Origin of the sequence: Stutzerimonas kunmingensis (genome assembly GCF_900114065.1) — a bacterium.
Lineage (GTDB): Bacteria > Pseudomonadota > Gammaproteobacteria > Pseudomonadales > Pseudomonadaceae > Stutzerimonas > Stutzerimonas kunmingensis.
This window is the reverse complement of record NZ_FORS01000010.1, coordinates 112436-133695: the sequence shown is the minus strand read 5'-3', so window position 1 is coordinate 133695 and position 21260 is coordinate 112436. Positions and strand designations below refer to the sequence as shown.

Below are 21260 nucleotides of genomic sequence, written 5' to 3'. Positions count from 1 at the left end.
AAGGATCATGGTCTCGTACAGCGCCTCCTCCATGGCCGGGTCGCTATAGCCGAACCAGTTCTGCATCAGATGAACCCGCAGCATCGCCATCAGCGGATAAGCCGGACGGCCACCTTCACCCCTGGGGTAGTGGGGCTCAATCAGGGCAATCAACCCCTTCCACGGCACCACCTGATCCATCTCGATCAGGAACAACTCCTTGCGGGTCTGCTTGCGCTTGCCGGCGTACTCGGCGTCGGCGAAGGTCATCTGCTTCATGGGGGCGAAAGCTCGGCGGGTGGGGTTGGGCTATTTTGCCAAATCTGGAAGTCTTCTTCAGAGTTTCCCTAGACTGCCTGCCCGACTCGACCCTACAGATCGATAGCCGACGAACCCGCATGCCCACCGACGCGCAGCATCATTCGACATCCTCCCGACTCGACGCCTGGACCATTTTTCTGGTGTTCCTGCGCCTGGGCCTCACCTCCTTTGGTGGCCCCATCGCGCATCTCGGCTATTTCCGCGAGGAGTTCGTTCAGCGTCGCCGCTGGCTGGACGAGCGCAGCTATGCCGATCTGGTCGCGCTCTGCCAGTTTCTTCCAGGCCCGGCCAGCAGCCAGGTAGGCCTGGCGATCGGTTTGCTGCGCGGCGGTTACCGTGGCTCGCTGGCGGCCTGGGCAGGCTTCACCCTGCCATCGGCGATCGCGCTGACGCTGTTCGCGCTGGGAATCGCCACATGGGGCGACGCGCTGCCTGACGGCGTCCTTCAGGGTCTGAAGATCGTCGCCGTGGCCGTGGTTGCCCAGGCCGTCTGGGGCATGGCACGAACGCTGTGTACCGACGCGCCGCGAATCGCCATTGCGCTGGCGGCGGCGAGCACCGTGCTGCTGCTCCCGTTCATCTGGAGCCAGGTTGCGGTCATCGCCGCGGCGGGTCTGATCGGGGTGGTTTTCTTTCGCCCTGCCACCACAGAAGCACATGTCGCATTGCCCGTTGCGGTGAAGCGTCGGGCCGCGCTCACAGCACTGGCGCTCTTCTTTGCGCTGCTCATGCTGTTGCCGCTACTCGCCAGCGGCACGGACAACCCGTTGCTGGCGTTGCTCGATGCGTTCTACCGCGCTGGCGCGCTGGTGTTCGGTGGCGGCCATGTGGTGCTGCCGCTGCTGCAGGCCGAAGTGGTGCAGCCAGGCTGGGTAGACCGCGATACGTTCCTCGCTGGCTACGGCGCGGCCCAGGCGGTACCCGGACCACTGTTCACCTTTGCAGCGTTTCTCGGCGCCTCGATGAATGAGTCGCCCAGCGGCTTGCTGGGAGCGGCGGTGTGCCTGGTTGCGGTATTCGTGCCGTCGTTTCTGCTGGTCATCGGCGTGCTGCCGTTCTGGGAGCGCCTGCGCAGCAACCGGCGCACGCAGGCAGCCCTGGCGGCGGTCAACGCGGCGGTGGTCGGGTTGCTGCTGGCTGCGCTGTACGATCCGGTATGGACCAGCGGCATCAAGGCGCCAGAGCATTTCGTACTTGCCCTGCTCGCCCTCGCCGCACTGATGTACTGGAAACTGCCGCCCTGGCTGGTGGTGATCGGTGGCGCTGTGGGTGGTGGCCTGATCGGCCTGACGGGCTAAACGACTGGCGAAATCGCGCCGATCAGCTTTCCATCGCCAGCAACACGGCGCTTGCCACCAGAAAAACGCTGAACAGCAGTCGCAGCAGACGTTCCGGCAAGGCATGCGCCAACCGCACGCCCAAACTGATGCTGAGCAATCCGCCTACCGCCAGCGGCAGGCCCAGCGACCAGTTGACCTGATGATGCAGCGCGTAGGTCGCCAGAGTGACGCCGGTGCTCGGCGCGGCCAGTGCCAGCGACAGGCCCTGAGCGACCACCTGCGAGGTGCCGAATACGCTGGTCAGGATCGGCGTGGCGATAACCGCTCCACCGACGCCGAACAAACCACCCATTGCTCCGGCACCCGCACCGAGCAGGCCCAGCCATGGCCAGGGATGACGCAGCTGTCCGTCGCCGGCGGCCTGGCGCAGAAACACACGTAGCAAGGTGTAGGCAGCCAGGGCCAGCAGGAAGCCGACGAACGCCATGCGCATGCGCCCGGCATCCAGCGACACGGCAACGGCCGCACCGGCGATGGCGAACACGAAACTGGCACTGGCCAGCGCGAGGGCATGCCGCCAGTCGATGCGATTGCGCTGGTGATAGCGCCAGATGGCAAGCAGCACGTTGGGCACGACCATCACCAACGCGGTGCCTTGCGCCAGTTGTTGGTCCAGGCCGAACAGCACGCCCAGCACGGGAATCGCGATCAGCCCGCCGCCGATACCGAACAAGCCGCCCAGCGTGCCTAGCGCCAATCCGAGCAGTACGTTCAATCCGATATCCAGCAGCATTCCGACGCTCCAATTCACAGGGGCGCTCATCGTACGCCGCCGCCGCTGGCGCCGGTACGCATAGCCACGCACAATGGCTTTGCGCAGATCGCACAAGCAAGGAATTCGAATGCTGCCCGACGCCCTTTCCGCCCAGCTCAGCCTGTTCATCGATGTGCTCGACGCTGGCAGCTTCTCTGCCGCCGCGCGCCGCCACGGCCTGACACCTTCGGCGGTGGCGCGGCGCATCGATGCACTGGAACAGGCCCTGGGCTGCCAGCTGTTCAACCGCAGCACCCACGCAGTTCGCCCGATGCCCGCCGCATTGGCATTCGCCGAGCGCGCCCGGCGCATCGTGCAGGAACTGCACCTGGCGCGCGCCGAAGCGACGTCGCTGGACAGCGCACCGGAAGGCCGCATCCGGATCGACGCACCGGCCCCCTTCGGTCGCCGTCACCTGGCGCCGGCCCTGGCCGAATTTCTCCAGGCCTATCCGGGAGTCGATATCCAGCTGCGTCTGATCGACAGCTTCGTCGACCTGCACGGCGAGCACCTCGGTGAGGTCGATCTGGTGTTGCGCATCGGCCCGCTGGCCGACACCCGTCTGGTCGCCACACCGCTGGCGCCGATGGTGCGAGTAGTCTGCGCCAGCCCTGCCTATCTGGAACGCCGCGGCGTGCCACTACAACCGGAGGAATTGCCCGACCATGATGGATTGGACTGGGATGCGCTGGCGCCGCCCCATGCGTGGCGCTTCGAGCGCGGCGGGCGACCGCAACTGCTGCGCCCGGGTCGCCTGCGCATGGTGGCGAACAATGCCGAAGCGCTGCTGGCAGGGGCATTGGCGGGACTTGGCATCGCCCACCTGCCAACCTGGCTGATCAGCGACCAGCTGCTGCGTGGTGAACTGCTGCCGCTGTTCTGCGAAGGGGGATTGCCGCAACCGGAAGCCAGCGGCATCTACGCGCTGCGATTGCGACGCGAGGCCGACTCGCGGAGCCGTCTGTTGCTGGAGTTTCTGAAAAACCGCTTCGGCCCGGTCCCTCCCTGGGACCAGGCACTTCAGAGCGGCTTCAAGCGGGAGTGAGGATAAAACGGTCAGGCACCCTGACCTTCGATCTCCTGGGTGACGCCCCAGCCATCAAGCACCCCACCGAGGGGTTCGACCAGGTATTCAAGATCCTGCTCGAAATCGCCGATGCCATCGAACGTCGCATACATCACCTTGCTTACCTGCAGATTCCAGCTTCCGTCCTCACGCGGAAACACCTGAGTATTGATGGTTTCGCCGCGAAAGTTCTGCGCGGCCCTCTGAGCGCGGTCCTGTTCGGAAAATACCGCATAGAACTCGATTGGATGGACTCGGGCGAAATCGAAACCGCCCTCCTTCATCCGGCGCAGAACGGTGCTGCTGACATCCTCGTGGAAGGTGGTGCTCATAAATCAACCTCCTCTCATACCTGGATGAAGTTGCCACGAGCTCAGCGGGAGATCGGCTCCGTCGTCAAGACATCGGGCAAACGGGAGTCGCAACAGCTAGTCGAAGTGACGCGGTGGACTAAGTCCACGCTGACAAGCTAGCAGGCCGCGGAGCCAACTGCGAGGGCTTAATTAACCCCCGGCCCAAGCGCACGGCCTCGCTCCAGTAGAACCCGGAAAAGTCCCGGCAGTTCACCCCGGACGCTGGATGCAAAAACGGCCCGCACCGTTGCCGGGCGGGCCGAGGATCAAGCACAGCGCGTGTTGCTGCGCCGATATCACGATCTGGAGTCAGTCGTTGCTAGGCTTGGCGATCGCATGCAACACGTATTGCGGCAGTGCAAAAGCGCCAATGTGCACATGCGGGTTGTAATACCGCGTAACGATGCCGCTGCCGGCGAAGCGCTGCATCAGAGCTTCCAACGGCAGCTTGCGGCTCTCGGCACTGCACGCGCCCCAGGCAAAGGACATGGCACCGCCGATGTAGGTCGGCACGGCCGCCTGGTAGAAATGCCAGTCGGCGAACAGGCCCTGCATGCGTTTGGCAGTGGTCTGCAGTTCGCCCAGTTGCATGAATGGCGTACCGTTCTGCGCAACGAGAATGCCGCCTTCGTTCAGGCAGCGGCGACAGGCCTGGTAGAAGTTCTCGGAGAACAACACTTCACCCGGGCCGATGGGATCGGTGGAGTCTGAAATGATGACGTCGAACTTCTCTTCGGTGGTCGCCACGAAGTGCATGCCGTCATCGATCACCAGATTCAGCCGCGGGTCCTCGAAGGTGCCGGCGGAATGATTCGGCAGGAACTCCCTGCACATCTCCACTACGGCGCCGTCGATCTCGACCATGGTGATGCTTTCGATATCGCGATGACGTGCCACTTCACGGAGGATGCCACCGTCGCCGCCACCGATGATCAGCACCCGGCGCGCCAGGCCATGGGCCAGGATCGGCACGTGGGCGAGCATCTCGTGGTAGATGAATTCGTCGGCTTCGCTGGTCTGGATCACGCCGTCCAGAGCCATCACCCGGCCCATGCGCGGGTTCTCGAAGATCACCAGATGCTGATGCTCGGTGCGCATCTCGTGCAGCAGCTTGTCGACCTGGAACCGCTGCCCGTATCCCTCGTAGAGAGTTTCCTGAAAGTCGCTCATGGGTTATCTCCCTTGACCGGCGACGAAGCAGCGCTCCGCCGCATGATGGCAATCTGACTTGACGGGCGATGCAGCCTGCCCACCGAAAAGAGGCGCATTCTACGTTGGCCAAGATGACAGCGGAAACCGCAGGCAGCAAAAGCACACTTCGGGACGACAAGGCCATCGGGAGATCCTAGAGTCTGGTCATGAACGAAATCATCCAATTGCCCTACCTCGAACCCTGGGACTGGCAGCAGTTCCACCGCCATTTCGCCCTGCGCCTGCTACCCGGCGTGGAGTGGCTGGACGCTGACGGCTACGCGCGCACGCTGCGACTCGGCGAAGCCTGCGGCTGGCTCCGCGTGCGCGCGCAGGCCGACCGCTCGGCGCTCGAACTGACGCTCAGCGACTCCCTGCAAGAGGCTACCCAGCCACTCGTCGGGCAGGTTCGCAGGATGTTCGATCTGGATGCCGACCCGCAGGCCATCGCCACACATTTCGCTAGCGATCCCGTGCTCGGCCCGTTGATCGCCGCGAACCCCGGCCTGCGCCTGCCAGCCGCCTATGCCCCGTTCGAACAGGCGGTGCGGGCGGTGGTCGGCCAGCAGGTCACGGTCAAGGCGGCGGTGACCATTACGCGACGTCTGGTGGAACGCCTTGGCGAGCCGCTGCAGGACGCGCTACCGGGGCTGGAGATGCTCTTCCCTACCGCACAAGCGATAGCCGATGACCCGCTGGACAATATCGGCATGCCATCCAAGCGAGCCCAGGCGCTACGCCGGCTCGCTGCCGCGGTGGCCGAAGGGGCGCTGCAGCTGCATGTGGAAGATGGTGCCGATGCGCTGGTGCAACGACTCTGCGAATTGCCAGGGATCGGTCCCTGGACCGCCGAATACATCGCGCTACGGGGCTTCGGCGTCGCGGACGCCTTTCCCGCAGCCGATCTCGGACTGCTGAAAGCGCCACTGTGGGGCGCGGATGGCATCAGCGCCAAGGCGCTGGCCGGACGCGCCGAAGCCTGGCGTCCGTGGCGCGCCTATGCGGCCATCCATATCTGGGACAACTATTCCAAAGGGGCCAAGGTTGGCTAGGGCGGCGCGAGGCGCGTCAGTACCTTGGGCGGAGTCGTCAGCGGACGCTCCAGGATCAGTCCCTCGCCCGACTGCGGGAAGATGCCCGTCAGCGCGGTGATGTTGACCTGGTGAGTGACTAGCACCGCTACCTCGCCGGCCGGAAGCTGCTCGACGGCCTCGCGCAAGGCTTCGGTATGCCAATGCTCGTTTGCGGGCGACGTGAAAAACGAATCCAGCGCAGGCAGTGGCTCCACCCGGCCGAGCGCCATATGCTCGGCGGTCTCCAGCGCACGGCACCAGCGACTGCTGAACAAGCGCACTTCATGCAGACCCGCTTCGCGCAGCCGCGCGCCCCAGCGCCGGGCCTCATCCCGGCCGCGCTGATTCAGATTTCGCTGGGTTTTGCAGTCTTCGAGAACGAAGCCTTCGGGATCGCCGAGACCTGGCGCGCTGGCGTGACGCATGACAAGAATCGCCCGCCCCTCGCGCAATGCCTGCCAGGCCGCCGCGTCGTCAGCCCGAAGCGGCTCGGCAGCAAGTGCCAGCAGACCGATCAGCAGACCGCTGCGCCACATGTGTCACAACCGCGCCTTGCCGAACGGCCCGGCCGCTACCGCCCACATAATCAGACCGACCATGGGCAGCAGCAGGATCACACATGACCAGACGACCTTGCGCCCGACCTCGATGCGGCTGCGCCACACATAAGCGATGGCGAGGACGTCGAGCACGAGAACCACGATGGCCAGCGGGCCGCTGAGGCTTTCCATCAACGGCTACCGATACGGCCCGCGCGAGTCAGGGCGATTACCGCGCGGCCCCATGATTCCCCAGATGATCAGGCCGAGCACTGGCAGCAGAACGATCAGAAGCACCCAGAGCACCTTCTTGCCCCCGGTGCTATCGCTGCGAACGATGCTGATGATCGCCCAAATATCCAGTATCAGGATGAGCAGGCCGAAAATACCGCCGAAGGCATCTCCCATGGGTTCGCTCCTGTTTGGGTGAGTACCTAATCTAGGATGCCAGCGCGGCGGCAGGGTTCAGTAATCGCCCGGTGGCTCAGTAGCGCCGCGGGTCGATCTGCGCAAAGCTGGCGACGGTCTCGTGCTCACCGAGGGCGCCGCCATCGCGGCCCAGCCCACAGACGCGCATGCCGGCCTGCTGCGCGGCATCGAGTTCTTCGACCACATCGGAAAGGAACAGCACCTCGACGGCTGGCACGCCAATGGCTTCGGCGATGCGCTGGTAGGAGGCCACCTCGCGCTTGTGCCCGCTGGTGGTATCGAAATAGCCGGAGAACAGCGCCGTAAGGTCGCCAGCCTCGGAGCAGCCGAAGATCAGTTGCTGTGCCTGGATCGAGCCTGAGGAATACACGTACAGCGCATACCCCTGCCCCTTCCACTCGCGTAGCGCAGCCACTGCGTCCGGATAGACGTGGCCCTTGAGCTGGCCGGCCCGATAGCCCTCGGCCCAGACCATGCCTTGCAGCACCTTGAGCGAGGTCGCCTTGCGATCGCTGGCGATCCAGCCGAGCAGTATCTCGATGACGCGCTCGATATCCGCATCGGACTCACCGCTTTCGCTGCGCACCGCCTCGAGTTGCGCGACGACCGCAGGCTCGCTGGCGTGGCTGCGGATATACGCCGGCAAATGCTCGCGCGCATAGGGAAACAGCACATCGAAGACGAAGCTGACGGCGCTGGTGGTGCCTTCGATATCGGTGAGGATCGCCTTGATCGGCATCTCAGTCGTCCAACCGCGGGAACTGATCGGCGATGCTTTCGCCGGTGAATTCCGCGACCCAGCCTTCCGGGTTGTTGAACAGGCGGATCGCGACGAAGTGTGGCTCTTCACCCATGTCGAACCAGTGACGCGTGCCGGCGGGCACGGAGATCAGGTCGTTCTTTTCGCACAGCACGGCGTAGACCATGTCGTCGATGTGCAGGGTAAACAGCCCGCGCCCGGCAACGAAGAAGCGCACTTCGTCCTCGGCATGGCGATGCTCGTCAAGGAACTTCGCGCGCAGTTCGTCCTTCTGCGGGTGATCGCGGGTCAGGCTGATCACATCCACCGTGACGTAGCCACGCTCGGTCATCAGCTTGTCGATCTGCGGCCGGTAGGCGGCGATCACCTCTTCCTGGCTGGCCCCGGCGGCGATTGGTGCGCTGGCCTCCCAGCGCTCCAGCTGCACACCGACCTTGGCCAGCGTCGGGGCGATGTCTTCGAGGTGGGTCAGCACCTTGAGCGGCTGATCGGGTCGGGTCTCGTGATAGACGCTAAGGACACTCATGTTCGGCTCTCCGAAAATGTCGTCTGCCCGGTAGCTACCGGGCAGGCTGGAATTTATCTGGGCTGCAGGGCACGCATCTTCAGTTCGCATTCGAACAGAAATTCGAATGCCTCGATCTGTCGCAGCGCATCGCTCATCGTCTCGCCCCAGGTGTACAGGCCGTGGCCGCGAATCAGGTAGCCGACGCAATCGGGATGCTCGTCAAGCCACGGCTGCACCCTGGTGGCCAAGGCGGCGATGTCCTGATCGTTGTCGAAGATCGGCACCAGCACCTGCGATTCATGGCTCGAGATGCCGCTGAAGGCCTTTTGCAACTCGTAATCGGCGAACACCAGCGAATCGGCCAGGGCGACGCGGGACAGCACCGTGGCATTCACCGAATGGGTGTGCAGCACCGCGCCGATCTCCGGTTTCCAGCGATAAAGCTGGGTATGCAGCAGTGTCTCCGCCGAAGGCCTCTTGCCCTCTTCCAGGCTGTTGCCGTGCATGTCCACCGCCACCAGGTCATCGGCAGTCAGCTCGCCCTTGTGCCTCCCGGAAACGGTCAGCAGCAGCTCGGCGCTGGTCAGGCGCGCCGAGTAGTTGCTGCTGGTCGCCGGCGACCAGCCACGGCCATACAAGAAGCGTCCGGCGTCGATGATCGCCTGGCTCAGGTGCTGGCGGGTGGCAGTCATGCGCGGTCCTCCTGCAAACGGAAGGCAATGATAGCGGCTGCGGCCAGCGCCGCCAGACTGGCGATGGCGAACGACCAGCCCGGTCCCAGACCGGACCAGGCGTAGCCCGCGTAGAGCGCACCCAGCGCTCCACCGATGCCGGACAGGCTGGCATACAGCGCCTGGCCCTGGCCCTGCTGGCGATGGCCGAAACTGCGCTGGACGAAGTGAATGGCGGCGGCGTGGAAACTGCCGAAGGTCGCCGCGTGCATCAGCTGCGCGACCAGCAGCACGGCCAGATGCTCGGCGAACTGCCCGAGCAACACCCAGCGCAGGGCGGCGATCAGGAAGCTGGCCAGCAGCACCTGACGTAGCGAGAAACGCTCGAGCAGCCGCGCCATTACCAGGAACAGCAGGATTTCCGCGACCACGCCCAGCGCCCACATCAGTCCGATAAAGCTGCGGCTGTAGCCCAGTGCTTCCAAGTGAATACTGAAGAAGGTGTAGTACGGACCATGGGCCAGCTGCATCAACGCCACGCAGCCGTAGAAGGCCAGTACGCCAGGCCGCCGCAGCTGGGCGAGGAACCCGCCCTGCCCGGCCGCCTCGCTACGTTGCCGCGGATGAGCGTTGGGCACCCAGGCGCTGCTCAGCACGATACCGACCATCACGAAGGCCACCGCGGTCGGGTAAAGATCGAGGCTCAGCCGCTGGAACAGCAGTCCGAGCCCTACCACCGCGAAGATGAAACCGATGCTGCCCCACAGCCTGACCTGGCTGTAGCGCTCAGTCTGCTCGTGCAGATGCGCCAGGGTGATGACTTCGAACTGCGGCAGCACGGCGTGCCAGAAGAACGCATGCAACGCCATCACCAGCGCCAGCCAGGCAAAGCTCTTGTCGAAGAAGATCAGCCCGAAGGACAGCAAGGTGCACAGCGCGCCGAGACGGACGATTTCCAGCCGGCGACCGGTTGCATCACCCAGCCAGCCCCAGAGATTCGGCGCCACGCAACGCATCAGCATGGGAATGGCGATCAGCTCGCCGATCCGCTCCGGCGAGAAACCCAGATGATCGAAGTACAGCCCGAGAAACGGCGCCGTGGAGCCGAGCAGGCCAAAGTAGAAGAAATAGAAACCGGACAGACGCCAGTACGGCAGAGCAGCGGCCATAGGCTACAAGCTACCGACTGCGGACAACGGCCGCCTTATGCTGCCGCCGTCGGTCTGCCGTCTACGGCCCGGATTCACAGTTGCGGCAGCACCGGGGTGAGCACTTGCACATCGGCGTTCTGCCCACGGTGGCGCAGCAGGTGATCGAGCAGAACGATGGCCATCATGGCCTCGGCGATCGGCGTGGCACGAATGCCGACGCAGGGGTCATGGCGACCCTTGGTGATGACCTCGACCGGCGCGCCATTCACATCGATCGACTGCCCTGGCGTGGTGATGCTGGACGTGGCCTTGAGCGCCAGGTGGGCGACGATCGGCTGTCCCGAGGAGATGCCACCGAGAATGCCGCCGGCATTGTTGGAGAGGAATCCCTGGGGCGTCAGCTCGTCACGGTGCTCGGTGCCACGCTGGGCTACCGAAGCGAAGCCGGCACCGATTTCCACGCCCTTGACCGCATTGATGCTCATCAGCGCATGGGCCAGCTCGGCGTCGAGGCGGTCGAAGATCGGCTCGCCAAGGCCCGGCGGTACGCCATCGGCGACCACGGTGATCTTCGCGCCCACCGAATCCTGATCGCGACGCAGCTGGTCCATATAGGCCTCCAGCTCCGGCACCTTGTCCGGGTCCGGACTGAAGAAGGCATTCTGCTCGACACTGTCCCAGGTCTTGAACGGGATCTCGATCGGGCCGAGCTGGCTCATGTAGCCGCGCACCTGGATGCCCAGGGTCGCCAGATACTTCTTGGCGATGGCACCGGCCGCCACGCGCATGGCGGTCTCGCGCGCGGAGCTGCGGCCACCGCCGCGGTAGTCGCGCAGGCCGTACTTGTGGTGATAGGTGTAGTCGGCGTGGGCCGGACGGAACTGGTCCTTGATCGCCGAGTAGTCCTTGGACTTCTGGTCGGTGTTGCGGATCAACAGGCCGATGGGGCAACCGGTTGTCCTGCCTTCGAAGACGCCGGAGAGGATTTCCACCTCGTCGGCTTCCTGGCGCTGAGTGGTATGCCGGCTAGTGCCCGGCTTGCGGCGGTCGAGATCGCGCTGCAGATCGTCCAGCGACAGCTCCAGCCCGGGCGGGCAACCGTCGACGATGGCCACCAGCGCAGGACCATGGCTTTCGCCGGCAGTGGTGACGGTGAACAGCTTGCCGTAGGTATTGCCGGACATGCAGGACGCTCCGCGATCGACCGAAAAACAGGGGCCGGAAGTATACCTGAGGCCGCTACGGTGTCATCGCTCCTGTTGCCGGCGCATACTGACCTTTGCGTCGATTGCCGCGTCCAACCTGCTCCGTGACCAACGAAATCCTTCCATGCGTGCCCTGCTGATACTGCTGCTACTGACCATGTCCCCTTCTTTCCTGCAGGCGCAGACCCTGCTCAATCAGACCCTGAACCTGGATACCGGCAGCGGCGTGCTGCAGGGCAGCCTGTTGCTGCCGAAAAGCGACCAACCGGTACCGGTAGCGCTGCTGATCGCAGGTTCCGGCCCGACCGATCGCAACGGCAACAACCCGGCCGGACGCAACGCCAGCCTCAAGCGCCTGGCCCAGGGCCTGGCCAAGCTGGGCGTGGCCAGCCTGCGCTACGACAAGCGCGGCGTCGGCGCCAGCCTGGCGGCCGCACCGGACGAGCGCGGGCTGAGCGTCGAGGGCTATGTCAACGATGCGCTGGCCTGGAGCGCGAAGCTCAAGGGCGATCCCCGTTTCAGCCAACTGATCCTGATCGGCCACAGCGAAGGCGCGCTGATCGCCAGTCTCGCCGCGCCGAAGTCGGGCGCCGCGGCGCTGATCAGCATCGCCGGCAGCGGCCGACCAATCGACGAGGTGCTGCGCGAGCAACTGCAGGGTCGCCTGCCGCCGGAACTGCTCGCCACCAGTTATTTTCTGATCGACGAGCTCAAGGCCGGCCGAACCTACGCCGAAGTGCCGGCGCCCCTGCAGGTGCTGTTCCGCCCCAGCGTGCAGCCATACCTGATTTCGCTGTTCGCCTACGACCCGGCGGAGGCCTTCGCGGCCGTCGAGACACCCGCGCTGATCGTCCAGGGCCGCCACGACATCCAGGTCGGCATCGAGGACGCCGAAGCCCTGCAGCGTGCCAAGCCCGATGCCGAACTGGCGCTGATCGATGGCATGAACCATGTGCTGCGCATCGTCCCGGCGAATGCGCAACAGTTGGCCTCCTATGATGACCCCGACCTGCCGCTCGCCTGGGGCCTGCAGGAACGTATCCGACACTTCCTGCAGGCCAATGGCATCCTGCCAGCCTCCAGTTAGGCGCCGCGCTGCCGATAGCCCGCATGACGAGGGCCCGATCGGCTCCTGAACGAGCCGCCGCGCAGGCCCAGGAACGCGCAGATGACCGACAGCGAAACCACCCAGAGCACTGAAAAAGACCAGCCGGCAGCACCGAAGCATCCGTGGACGGAGCTCAAGCCCGACCGTTTCCGCCTGCTGCGCCTGGCACCACTGCCCACCGAGCGCGACGGCGGCGCGCGCCCGCTGCGTTTCGTCGAACTTGCGCAGCTGGAACGACATACCCCCGAGCAGAGTCTGCTGCGGATGTTCATCAACATCCCCGGCCAGGTGCGCTCGCGCAAGCACAACGTGCTGGAGGTGTGGGCCGATCACCGCAGCAAGGAACTGCGCTTCGGGCCGGATAGCGGGTTGCAACTCGAGCCGGCCAACCGCGGCCTCGGTCGCTTTCTGCTGGCGCAGGGTGCGGCATGGGCGCAGAAGCGCTGGAGCCACTATCTGGTCGAGGGCGGCGCGTTGCCGAAGGATGTGGCGAGCGAAGACCAGCGCCTGCGTCGCGATCACTGCCTGCGCACCCAGGGCTTCGATATCGACTACCCCCAGGCAACGCCGCTCAAGCCAACCTACGGCGCACCGCGGGTCAGCGCCCTGCGAGCGGACTGGAACAGCGAGAAGGTGCAGGTAGTGGAGCTGCAGGAGGCGGCGGCGATGCTGGAACAGGCCGACCGCAACCTGCAGGCACAGGAGAACCAGATTCGTGAACTGCAGGAGCGAATCGCCCGCTTCCGTCGTGAGGACGGTGCGCTGCGATTCACCATTGTTTGCCTGATTGCGCTGGCGCTGTTCCAGGCCGGCCTGCTGATCTGGATGGCGACGCGCTAATCCGCGACTTTTACCACCAATGCTCCACCTGCACGCCGAAGTTCGAACCATGGCGGGCATTGCCGAATGCACCGGTGTCCGACAACGCCGAGCCTTCGGCCATGAGGTTGGCGGCACGCTGCGCCGCCTCGTTCCAGCTGGCATAGGTGTAGTACAGCCGGAACTCCGGCCGTGCCCAGAAGCCAGGGCCGGCGGGTGACCAGGTCGGTGCGATGGTGAACTTCGTCAGTTTGCGCGTACCGTCGGTGGCGTCGATCTGATCATGGCCGACCTCGGCGACGAGCTTGAACTGCTCGCTGAACGCATAGACCGGGCGAGCCCCCACCGACCACCAGTCCTGATCGCCACCGTCGGCGCGCTTGTCCTTCTGATAGACCACCTGAGCCTGGCCGCCGAAGCGCGGGGTCACCTGCCAGTCGAAGTACTCCACCACCCGCCAGCTCTTGGCGCTGTCGTCCAGGGTCACGTCGCCGGTATAGCCGAGGCCGGTGCCCGGCCCTTCACCGTATTGCAGTGCCAGTGTGTTCTTGCCGCCTAGAAAGTCCGACTGCACATGCTGCACCGTCACCGCCCAACCACTGTTGGCGTCGTCACGACTGGGCTTGTCGAGGTAGCTCAGGCCGAATTCCAGCTCGCCGCCTGGGTTGCTATCGAAGCCGCCGACGTTGAAATCGTGGCGAGTGACGTACTCTTCCTGAAACACGCTGTCCTTGCGCGAGAAGGCATAGCTGTACTTCAGCCCGCCGATCTCCATGTCCTCGACGCCGGCGCCGGTAGCGCTCTGGTTCCAGTAGTAGAAGTCGGAGATATGGATGTCGTTACGCTTGTAAAAGCGGCGGCCCGCCCACAGCGAGCCGTTGTTCAGCGCCGGCACCTTGCTCCACTCGGCGTAGGCCTGGACCATCCGCGCCCAGCCATGGTCGCCGGTGAATTCCGGGGTGTGGTTGTACTGGTTGTACAGCGCCGCCATGCCTTCCAGGCTCAGTACCGAGCCATCGGCGAAGGTGTAGAGGTCCTGGCGCAGGTCCAGCTCGGCATACTGCTCGCACTCGTTACCGAGACGGTACTTGCTCGGCGCGCCGGGCAACTGGAAGCACGATTGCGAATCGCTGTTGACCGATTCACCCACGCCGCTACGCATGTAGCCGGTGAATTCCAGGGCATGGCCGCTCAACGGCAGGGCCATCCCGACAACGGCAGTCGCAACGCCCAGGGCTGTCAGTGTTCTTTTCATATCCACTCCGCTTTTGTTGTTATTGATCGCTGGATCGAGCCGAGACGGCTCTGTTCATTCCTGTAACCGTCCACTTTCATCGACCGCCTGCTGGCAAGGCAGGCGGCAATTCACTGCGCTGTGCCCGCTCCGTTGGGAACCAGCCGGGTGATCTTGCTCTCGCGCACCGGCTCCGGCTGCACAACGCCAAGCCGCTCGCCGGTCTGCGCATCGAAGAGCAGCGCCTTGCGCGGGTCGAACTGCAGATTGAGCGTTTCCCCCACCCGCGGCGCCTGATCCGGCGCCAATCGGCAGCAGGCCTTGACCTGATTCAGCGTGAACACCACCAGGGTGTCTGGCCCGGTGGGTTCCACCACTTCGATATCGACCGCCAGAGAAAAATCCGCTGATCCTGCTGGAGCCAGGCCGATTTGTTCCGGTCGGATGCCGAGAATGAGTTCGCGATCACGCAACCCGTCGTCGCTGGTAATCGGCAACGGCAATTCACAGCTGCCCTGCTCGCTGTTGAGCACACCCACCCAGCGTCCGTCGCGCTGGCGGATGCGCAACGGTACGAAGTTCATCGGCGGCGAGCCGATGAAGCTGGCAACGAACAGATTGGCCGGGTTGTTGTAGATCTCGTGGGGCGTGCCGAACTGCTGGATCACGCCGTCCTTCATCACCGCGACCTTGTCGCCGAGGGTCATCGCCTCGATCTGGTCATGGGTGACGTATACCGTGGTGGTCTTCAGCCGCTGGTGCATCAGCTTGATCTCGGTGCGCATCTCCACCCGCAGCTTGGCATCCAGGTTCGACAGCGGTTCGTCGAACAGGTAGATCTTCGGCCGCCGCGCCAGCGCCCGGCCCATGGCCACGCGCTGCTGCTGGCCACCCGACAGCTGCGACGGCTTGCGCGCGAGCAGCGGCTCGATCTGCAGCAGCTTGGCGACCCGCGCCACCTCCTCCTCGATCTTCGCCGCCGACACCTTGCGCATCTTCAGGCCGAAGGCAATGTTGTCGCGCACGCTCATGGTCGGGTAGAGCGCGTAGGACTGAAACACCATGGCGATGTCGCGATCCTTCGGGCTGGCTTGGCTGATGTCTTCGCCATCGACGAGAATCTCACCGCCGGTGATGTTCTCTAGCCCGGCGATGCAGTTCATCAGCGTGGATTTACCGCAGCCCGAAGGCCCGACGAGGATCAGGAATTCACCGGCGTCGATCTTCAGCGCGATGTCCTTCAGCGTTGCGATCTGGCTGTTGCCATAACTTTTTTGAACGTTGCGCAGTTCCAGGGAAGCCATCGTTATTCTCCTCAACCCTTGACGGCGCCGGCAGTCAGCCCGCGCAGGAAATATTTGCCGGCGACCACGTAGACCACCAGCGTGGGCAGGCCGGCGATCATCGCCGCGGCCATATCGACGTTGTATTGCTTGGCGCCAGTGCTGGTGTTCACCAGGTTGTTCAGTGCCACGGTGACCGGCTGGGTATCGCCACTGGCGAACACCACGCCGAAGAGGAAGTCGTTCCAGATCTGGGTGAACTGCCAGATCAGGCAGACCATGATGATCGGCACCGACATCGGCAGCAGGATGCGGCCGAAGATGGTGAAGAAGCCCGCACCGTCCAGCCGCGCCGCCCGGATCAGCGCATCCGGCACGCTGACGTAGAAGTTGCGGAAGAACAGCGTGGTGAAGGCCAGCCCGTAGACCACGTGCACCAGCACCAGACCGGTCGTGGTATTGGCCAGGCCGAGCTTGCCGAGCGTGAAGGACGCCGGCAGTAGGATCACCTGAAACGGCAGGAAGCAGCCGAACAGCAGCAGACCGAAGAACAGCTGCGAGCCACGGAAACGCCACATCGACAGCACGTAACCATTGAGCGCACCCAGCGCGGTAGAGATCAAAACGGCCGGAAGGACGATCTTCACCGAATTCCAGAAATAGCCGCCGATACTGTCCCACGCCGTCAGCCAGCCCATGGCGCTGAACGCTTCCGGCCAGCTCAGCAGATTGCCGGTACGGATGTCTTCCGGGGTCTTGAAGCTGGTCAGCAGCATCACGATCAGCGGCACCAGGTAGACGGCACAGGCTAACAACAGGGTGGCGTAGATGGTCAGGCGCCCAAGGGTCAGGCGCGGTTGCGCGAAGTCAGACATGGCGCTTGTTCCTCAGCTCGGAGTACAGATAAGGCACGATGATCGCCATCACCGCGCCGAGCATCAGAATGGCGCTCGCCGCACCCAGGCCCATCTGGCCGCGGGTGAAGGTGTGGGCGTACATGAACATTGCCGGCAGGTCGCTGGAATAGCCCGGCCCTCCGGCTGTCATCGCAGCCACCAGGTCGAAGCTCTTGATCGCGATGTGGGCGAGGATCATCAGCGCGCTGAAGAACACCGGGCGCAAACTCGGCAACACGATGCGCAGGTAGATGGTCGGCAGGCTCGCACCGTCCACCTGGGCGGCGCGGATGATCGACTGATCGACGCTGCGCAGGCCGGCGAGGAACAGCGCCATGACGAAGCCCGAGGCCTGCCACACCGCCGCGATCACCAGGCAGTAGATGACCCGGTCGGGGTCCACCAGCCAGTCGAAGCGAAAACCTTCCCAGCCCCAGTCACGCAGCAGCTTGTCCAGGCCCAGACCGGGATTGAGCAGCCACTGCCAGGCGGTGCCGGTGACGATCATCGACAGCGCCATGGGGTACAGGTAGATGGTGCGGATCAGCCCCTCGCGGCGAATGCGCTGGTCCAGCAGTACGGCGAGCACCACGCCGATCAGCAGACTGATGGCGATGAACATGCCACCGAACACCAGCAGGTTCTGGCTGGCGACCCACCAGCGATCGTTGTCCCACAGGCGCTCGTACTGCTGCAGGCCGGCCCACTTGTAGCTCGGCATGAAGCGTGAGTTGGTGAACGAGAGCAGGAAGGTCCAGCCGATGTAGGCGTAGAAGCCGACCAGTACGATCAGCATGCTCGGCGCCAGAACCAGCTTGGGCAGCCAGCGCTGCAGGGCGTCTAGCGGCGAGGCTTTGGCAGGCCTGGCTTGAAGCGCGATGGAGCTCATGGGTGTGATCCCTCATGGAAATCGGGGATGTCGTCGCCCGCGGCACAGACCGAGGCCTGTGCCGGGACGAACGTTTCGGGAAGCGGGCGGAACGGTCCGCCCTCAGCGTTACTGCACGGCCTGGATCGCTGCCGCCAGTTGCTTGGCCGCCTTTTGCGGGTCGGCCTTGGGGTCGTTGAAGAAGTTGGTGACGACGTCGAACACCGCGCCCTGCACGTAGCTAGAAGCAGCCATGCCATGAGTCAGACTGGGCTGCAGACCGCTGCCCTTGGCGGCCTCCTTGAAGTCGGTCATCGACTGCTGGGCGCAGGCGTCGAACTCGCTCATGTCCTGGTCCTGACGAACCGGGATAGAGCCCTTGTTCTGATTGAAGAAGGTCTGGAATTCCGGTTCCAGCACCGTGCGCGCCAGGTCTTCCTGGGCCTTGCGGTTGTCGTCGCTGCCGAGCTTGAACATCGCCAGGGAGTCGATATTGAAGGCGAAGCTGCCCTGGGTGCCGGGAAATGGCAGGCACTGGTAATCCTTGCCGGCGACCTTGTTGGCGGCGGTGAACTCGCTCTTGGCCCAGTCGCCCATGATCTGCATGCCAGCCTTGCCGTCGATGACCATGCCGGTGGCACGGTTCCATTCGCGCCCGGCCGCGTCGGCGTCGATGTAGTCGCGCAACTTCTTCAGTGCGGTGAAAGCCTGAACCATCTTGTCGCCGGTCAGGGTGTCGTTATCCAGCTCGACGAAGGCCTTGTGATAGTCGTCCGGGCCGAGAATGCTCAGCACAAAGCCCTCGAATACGGTGCCGTCCTGCCAGGGCTGGCCGCCGTGGGCAACCGGAATGAAGCCGGCAGCCTTGAGCTTGTCGGCTGCGGCGAAGAATTCGTCGAGGGTCTTCGGCGGTGTGGCGCCGGCCTTCTCGAACACCTCCGGGTTGATCCACAGCCAGTTGACCCGATGTACGTTGACTGGCACCGCAACGTAGGAACCGTCGTACTGCATGATCTTGCGCACCTGCTCGGGCAGCATTTCGTCCCAGCGTTCGGCCTTGGCGGTGTCATCGAGATTGGCGAGCAGGCCGAGTTCGCCCCACTCCTGGATGTCTGGGCCCTTGATCTGTGCGGCAGACGGCGGGTTGCCGGAAACGGCGCGGGTCTTCAGTACGGTCATGGCAGCCTCGCCACCACCGCCGGCCACGGCGAAGTCCTTCCAGGTATGGCCTTTCTGCTCGACCAGCTTCTGCAGGGTGTCGGCGGCGCGTTTCTCGCCACCGGAAGTCCACCAGTGCAGAACTTCGACCTCGCCGGCATGGGCGAGCAATGGCAGGGCAAGGGAAACGGAAAGAGCGAGACGATGGATCGCGTTCATGTAGAGGCACCTTCTTGTTTTTATCCGGCAAGTCATGGTCGCTTGCGATGGACCGAGTCTATGCGCAGGGAAATGGACACTGGGTAACGAAGGGATGGGCGATGGTCACAGAGCCGTTACAAAGCCGCAGCGATCGTAACGAAGTGCACTGAGCCGGATCAGCGCGGCAAGGTCAGCGTCACCCTCAGCCCTCCCTGCTGCAAATTGCGCATGCTCAGTTCGCCACCGTGGGCGTGGGCGATATTCCGTGCGATACCGAGCCCCAGCCCGTAGCCCTGCTGCTGCCCCGAGAGCCGCACGTGGGGTTCGAAGACATGCTCAAGACGCTGCTCAGGCACGCCCGGGCCCTCGTCATCGACGTGCAGCACCAGCGCCTCCTTGCCGTCCTCAACGTGCAGGTGGGCGCGCTCACCGTACTTCAGGGCATTGTCCAGCAGATTGCCGATGCAGCGCTTGAGAGCCAGCGGTTTGCCCGGATAAGGCGCCGAAGCCCGGCCGTCAAGGGTCACGCGGGTCTGGTCGCAGGCCTGATATGGCTCGACGATGTGTTCCAGCAGCAGATTGAGGTCCACCGCCTCGATGTTCTCGTGGATGTCGGTGTCCTTCACGCATTGCAGTGCGCCCTTGACCAGCAGCTCCAGCTCGTCGAGGTCACGGGTGAACTTGATCTGCTGGGCTTCATCTTCCAGCAGCTCGACACGCAGACGCAGACGCGTGATGGGCGTGCGCAGGTCATGGGAGATCGCGCTGAACAATTGGCCTCGTTCGGTCAGGTAGCGACTGATGCGCTGACGCATGTTGTTGAAGGCACGGCTCACCTCGACGATCTCGCTGGCGCCGGCCTCGGTCAACGGCTGCACCTCGGCGCCCAGCGACAATTCCCGCGCCGCCTTGGCCAGGCGCTTCAGTGGCCGGCTCTGCCAGCGCACCAGCAGGCCGATGAACAGCAGCAGAAAGGCGCTGGTGAGCACGATGAACCACAACTGCTGGGCCGGCAGCCCCTCGTCCTCCAGGCTGACGTAGGGAGCTGGCATCAGCGAGGCCAGATAGAGCCATTCCTGCGGGGCGATCTGGATCTGCGTCACCAGCACCGGCGGTGACAGCGGTTCGAGGCCCAGCGCGTAGTGCGCCCAGGAGCGCGGCAGCTCATCGAGCGTAATGCCGCTGTTGAAGATGCGCAGGTCATCGGGGCTGACGAACTCGATGTTCAGGTCCACCGCGCCGCCCAAACGCTGGCGCAATACCTGCTCCACCTCATGCAGGACGGCACGCTTGCGCGGCGTTTCCGGGAGGATCTCCATGTCCAGCGGCTTGTCGTTGAGCGACACGAAGAAACGTGTACCGCCCATGCTGCGCAACTGATCGAGCACCAATGGGCGATAGCCCAGCGGCAGCGAACGGAAGTAGCTGACGCTGGCCGCCATCGACTGCGCCAGGCTGCGGGCGCTGGTGAGCAAGCCTTCCATCTGGCTGGCGCGTAGCTGGGACAGCCAGATCAGGCTCGAAAGGCCCTGCGCCAGCAACACCGCCAGCAGGGTCAGCAACAGCATCCGTCCGAGCAGCGAACGTGGCACCAGCCGCAGGCGCCGCCGCTCAGTGCGCAGATTCATGGTGCCGCGTCACCTGGGTAGCCAACAAGTAACCGCTGCCACGTACCGTGCGGATCAGCCGCGGCGACTTGCCGGTGTCGCGCAGGCGCTGGCGCAGGCGACTGACCGCCATGTCGACGATACGCTCCAGCGGCATCACCTCGCGACCACGGGTGGCGTTGGCGATCGTGTCGCGGTCGAGGATCTGCTGCGGATGATCGAGAAACAGCTTGAGCAGGGCGAAATCGGCGCCGGAGAGAAAGACCTCCTCGCCGTCGGCGTGGAACAGGCGGTGGCTGATCATGTCCAGCCGCCACTCATCGAAGGCCAGAACATCACTGCCGCGTTCCTGGGCGAAGCTGACGCGTCGCAGCAGTGCCTTGATCCGCGCGAGCAATTCGCGCGGGCTGAACGGCTTACCCAGGTAGTCGTCGGCCCCCAGCTCCAGGCCGACGACCCGATCGGCCTCGTCGGAGCTGGCGGTGAGCATGATGATCGGCATCGAAGCCAACCGCTCGTGCTGGCGAATCCAGCGGCACAGGCTGAAGCCGTCCTCGTCGGGCAGCATCACGTCGAGAATCACCAGATCGGCCGGCTCGGCACACAGCGCCGCGCGAAACTGCCCGCCGTCCGGCACGCCGCGCACATGAAAGCCCGAGCGGCTGAGATAGGTCTGCAACAGTTCGCGGATTTCCTGATCGTCGTCGACCAGAAGGATGTTCTTACCTGCTTGGCTCACGTCACGT

General features: G+C 64.3%; 24 protein-coding genes. 5 read left to right on the top strand and 19 right to left on the bottom strand.

The genetic code is table 11. The features are described 5' to 3' along the window. Window positions 1-258 (bottom strand): transposase (locus tag BM275_RS19435; protein WP_139229591.1); only part of this gene is annotated, 258 nt, incomplete at its 3' end. Between the two features lie 119 nt (window positions 259-377). On the opposite strand from BM275_RS19435, the gene chrA reads away from it, so the two are divergent. Further along, a complete protein-coding gene (gene chrA, locus BM275_RS19430) occupies window positions 378-1598 on the top strand; it encodes a chromate efflux transporter (protein WP_090523074.1) in 1221 nt (406 codons plus the stop codon). A gap of 22 nt (window positions 1599-1620) precedes the next feature. On the opposite strand, the gene BM275_RS19425 is transcribed toward chrA, so the two are convergent. Further along, window positions 1621-2373 (bottom strand): sulfite exporter TauE/SafE family protein, encoded by a 753-nt coding sequence (locus BM275_RS19425; RefSeq protein ID WP_090523071.1) that lies wholly within the window; start codon window positions 2371-2373, stop codon window positions 1621-1623. 109 nt (window positions 2374-2482) lie between these two features. Here BM275_RS19425 and BM275_RS19420 point away from each other — a divergent pair, with 109 nt between their 5' ends. After that, entirely contained in the window at window positions 2483-3439 is a 957-nt protein-coding gene (locus tag BM275_RS19420; RefSeq protein WP_023445157.1) for a LysR family transcriptional regulator, read from the top strand. 11 nt (window positions 3440-3450) lie between these two features. Here the strand turns inward: BM275_RS19420 and BM275_RS19415 are convergent, their stop codons facing one another. Beyond that, on the bottom strand, window positions 3451-3792 hold the full coding sequence (locus tag BM275_RS19415) for a ribonuclease E inhibitor RraB (protein ID WP_023445156.1): 342 nt from the start codon (window positions 3790-3792) through the stop codon (window positions 3451-3453). 330 nt (window positions 3793-4122) lie between these two features. Next, complete coding sequence (gene speE, locus BM275_RS19410) at window positions 4123-4983, bottom strand: polyamine aminopropyltransferase (RefSeq protein WP_046619666.1); 861 nt, start codon at window positions 4981-4983, stop codon at window positions 4123-4125. A 188-nt stretch (window positions 4984-5171) separates the two neighbouring features. Between speE and BM275_RS19405 the strand changes: the two genes are divergently transcribed. Then, window positions 5172-6056 carry a DNA-3-methyladenine glycosylase family protein gene (locus tag BM275_RS19405; RefSeq protein WP_090523069.1) on the top strand — a complete coding sequence of 295 codons (885 nt, stop codon included), beginning with the start codon at window positions 5172-5174 and terminating at the stop codon, window positions 6054-6056. Here BM275_RS19405 and BM275_RS19400 read toward each other — a convergent pair. From BM275_RS19400 to aroC, 8 genes are all read right to left on the bottom strand, one after another. Continuing rightward, window positions 6053-6613, bottom strand: coding sequence for a histidine phosphatase family protein (locus BM275_RS19400; protein WP_090523067.1), 561 nt, complete (start codon window positions 6611-6613; stop codon window positions 6053-6055). The two genes, BM275_RS19405 and BM275_RS19400, sit on opposite strands and share 4 nt — an antisense overlap. Window positions 6614-6616: 3 nt before the next feature. Next, entirely contained in the window at window positions 6617-6808 is a 192-nt protein-coding gene (locus tag BM275_RS19395) for a PLDc N-terminal domain-containing protein (RefSeq protein ID WP_090523064.1), read from the bottom strand. A 6-nt stretch (window positions 6809-6814) separates the two neighbouring features. Continuing rightward, window positions 6815-7024, bottom strand: coding sequence for a PLDc N-terminal domain-containing protein (locus BM275_RS19390; protein WP_041014350.1), 210 nt, complete (start codon window positions 7022-7024; stop codon window positions 6815-6817). A 76-nt stretch (window positions 7025-7100) separates the two neighbouring features. After that, window positions 7101-7784 carry an acireductone synthase gene (gene mtnC / locus BM275_RS19385; protein WP_090523062.1) on the bottom strand — a complete coding sequence of 228 codons (684 nt, stop codon included), beginning with the start codon at window positions 7782-7784 and terminating at the stop codon, window positions 7101-7103. Between the two features lies 1 nt (window position 7785). After that, a complete protein-coding gene (locus BM275_RS19380; protein WP_046619681.1) occupies window positions 7786-8331 on the bottom strand; it encodes a 1,2-dihydroxy-3-keto-5-methylthiopentene dioxygenase in 546 nt (181 codons plus the stop codon). Between the two features lie 53 nt (window positions 8332-8384). Continuing rightward, entirely contained in the window at window positions 8385-9005 is a 621-nt protein-coding gene (locus BM275_RS19375; protein WP_090523060.1) for a methylthioribulose 1-phosphate dehydratase, read from the bottom strand. Further along, on the bottom strand, window positions 9002-10153 hold the full coding sequence (locus tag BM275_RS19370) for an MFS transporter (protein ID WP_041014354.1): 1152 nt from the start codon (window positions 10151-10153) through the stop codon (window positions 9002-9004). The genes BM275_RS19375 and BM275_RS19370 overlap by 4 nt, the downstream gene beginning before the upstream one ends. 74 nt (window positions 10154-10227) lie before the next feature. After that, window positions 10228-11319 (bottom strand): chorismate synthase, encoded by a 1092-nt coding sequence (gene aroC / locus BM275_RS19365; RefSeq protein WP_014820734.1) that lies wholly within the window; start codon window positions 11317-11319, stop codon window positions 10228-10230. A gap of 145 nt (window positions 11320-11464) precedes the next feature. On the opposite strand from aroC, the gene BM275_RS19360 reads away from it, so the two are divergent. Together BM275_RS19360 and BM275_RS19355 are read left to right on the top strand one after the other, a co-directional pair. Beyond that, window positions 11465-12427, top strand: coding sequence for an alpha/beta hydrolase (locus BM275_RS19360; RefSeq protein WP_090523058.1), 963 nt, complete (start codon window positions 11465-11467; stop codon window positions 12425-12427). 81 nt (window positions 12428-12508) lie between these two features. Next, window positions 12509-13288 carry a hypothetical protein gene (locus BM275_RS19355; protein WP_090523056.1) on the top strand — a complete coding sequence of 260 codons (780 nt, stop codon included), beginning with the start codon at window positions 12509-12511 and terminating at the stop codon, window positions 13286-13288. Window positions 13289-13298: 10 nt separating this feature from the next. On the opposite strand, the gene BM275_RS19350 is transcribed toward BM275_RS19355, so the two are convergent. The 7 genes from BM275_RS19350 to BM275_RS19320 form a co-directional block, all read right to left on the bottom strand. Then, on the bottom strand, window positions 13299-14522 hold the full coding sequence (locus BM275_RS19350) for a maltoporin (protein ID WP_090523053.1): 1224 nt from the start codon (window positions 14520-14522) through the stop codon (window positions 13299-13301). Window positions 14523-14632: 110 nt separating this feature from the next. Beyond that, window positions 14633-15805: an ABC transporter ATP-binding protein gene (locus BM275_RS19345; protein WP_090523051.1), complete on the bottom strand. Its 1173-nt coding sequence runs from the start codon at window positions 15803-15805 to the stop codon at window positions 14633-14635. An 11-nt stretch (window positions 15806-15816) separates the two neighbouring features. Beyond that, window positions 15817-16659, bottom strand: a complete 843-nt coding sequence (locus tag BM275_RS19340) for a carbohydrate ABC transporter permease (protein ID WP_090523048.1) — start codon at window positions 16657-16659, stop codon at window positions 15817-15819. Beyond that, window positions 16652-17569, bottom strand: coding sequence for a carbohydrate ABC transporter permease (locus BM275_RS19335; RefSeq protein WP_090523046.1), 918 nt, complete (start codon window positions 17567-17569; stop codon window positions 16652-16654). Before BM275_RS19335 ends, BM275_RS19340 begins: the two co-directional genes overlap by 8 nt. 108 nt (window positions 17570-17677) lie before the next feature. Beyond that, window positions 17678-18925: an ABC transporter substrate-binding protein gene (locus BM275_RS19330; RefSeq protein ID WP_090523044.1), complete on the bottom strand. Its 1248-nt coding sequence runs from the start codon at window positions 18923-18925 to the stop codon at window positions 17678-17680. Window positions 18926-19083: 158 nt separating this feature from the next. Continuing rightward, window positions 19084-20535: an ATP-binding protein gene (locus tag BM275_RS19325; protein WP_090523042.1), complete on the bottom strand. Its 1452-nt coding sequence runs from the start codon at window positions 20533-20535 to the stop codon at window positions 19084-19086. Next, the gene (locus BM275_RS19320; protein WP_090523040.1) at window positions 20519-21253 is read right to left on the bottom strand and encodes a response regulator; all 735 of its coding nucleotides are present in this window, start codon (window positions 21251-21253) and stop codon (window positions 20519-20521) included. The genes BM275_RS19325 and BM275_RS19320 overlap by 17 nt, the downstream gene beginning before the upstream one ends. Window positions 21254-21260 lie beyond the last annotated feature (7 nt).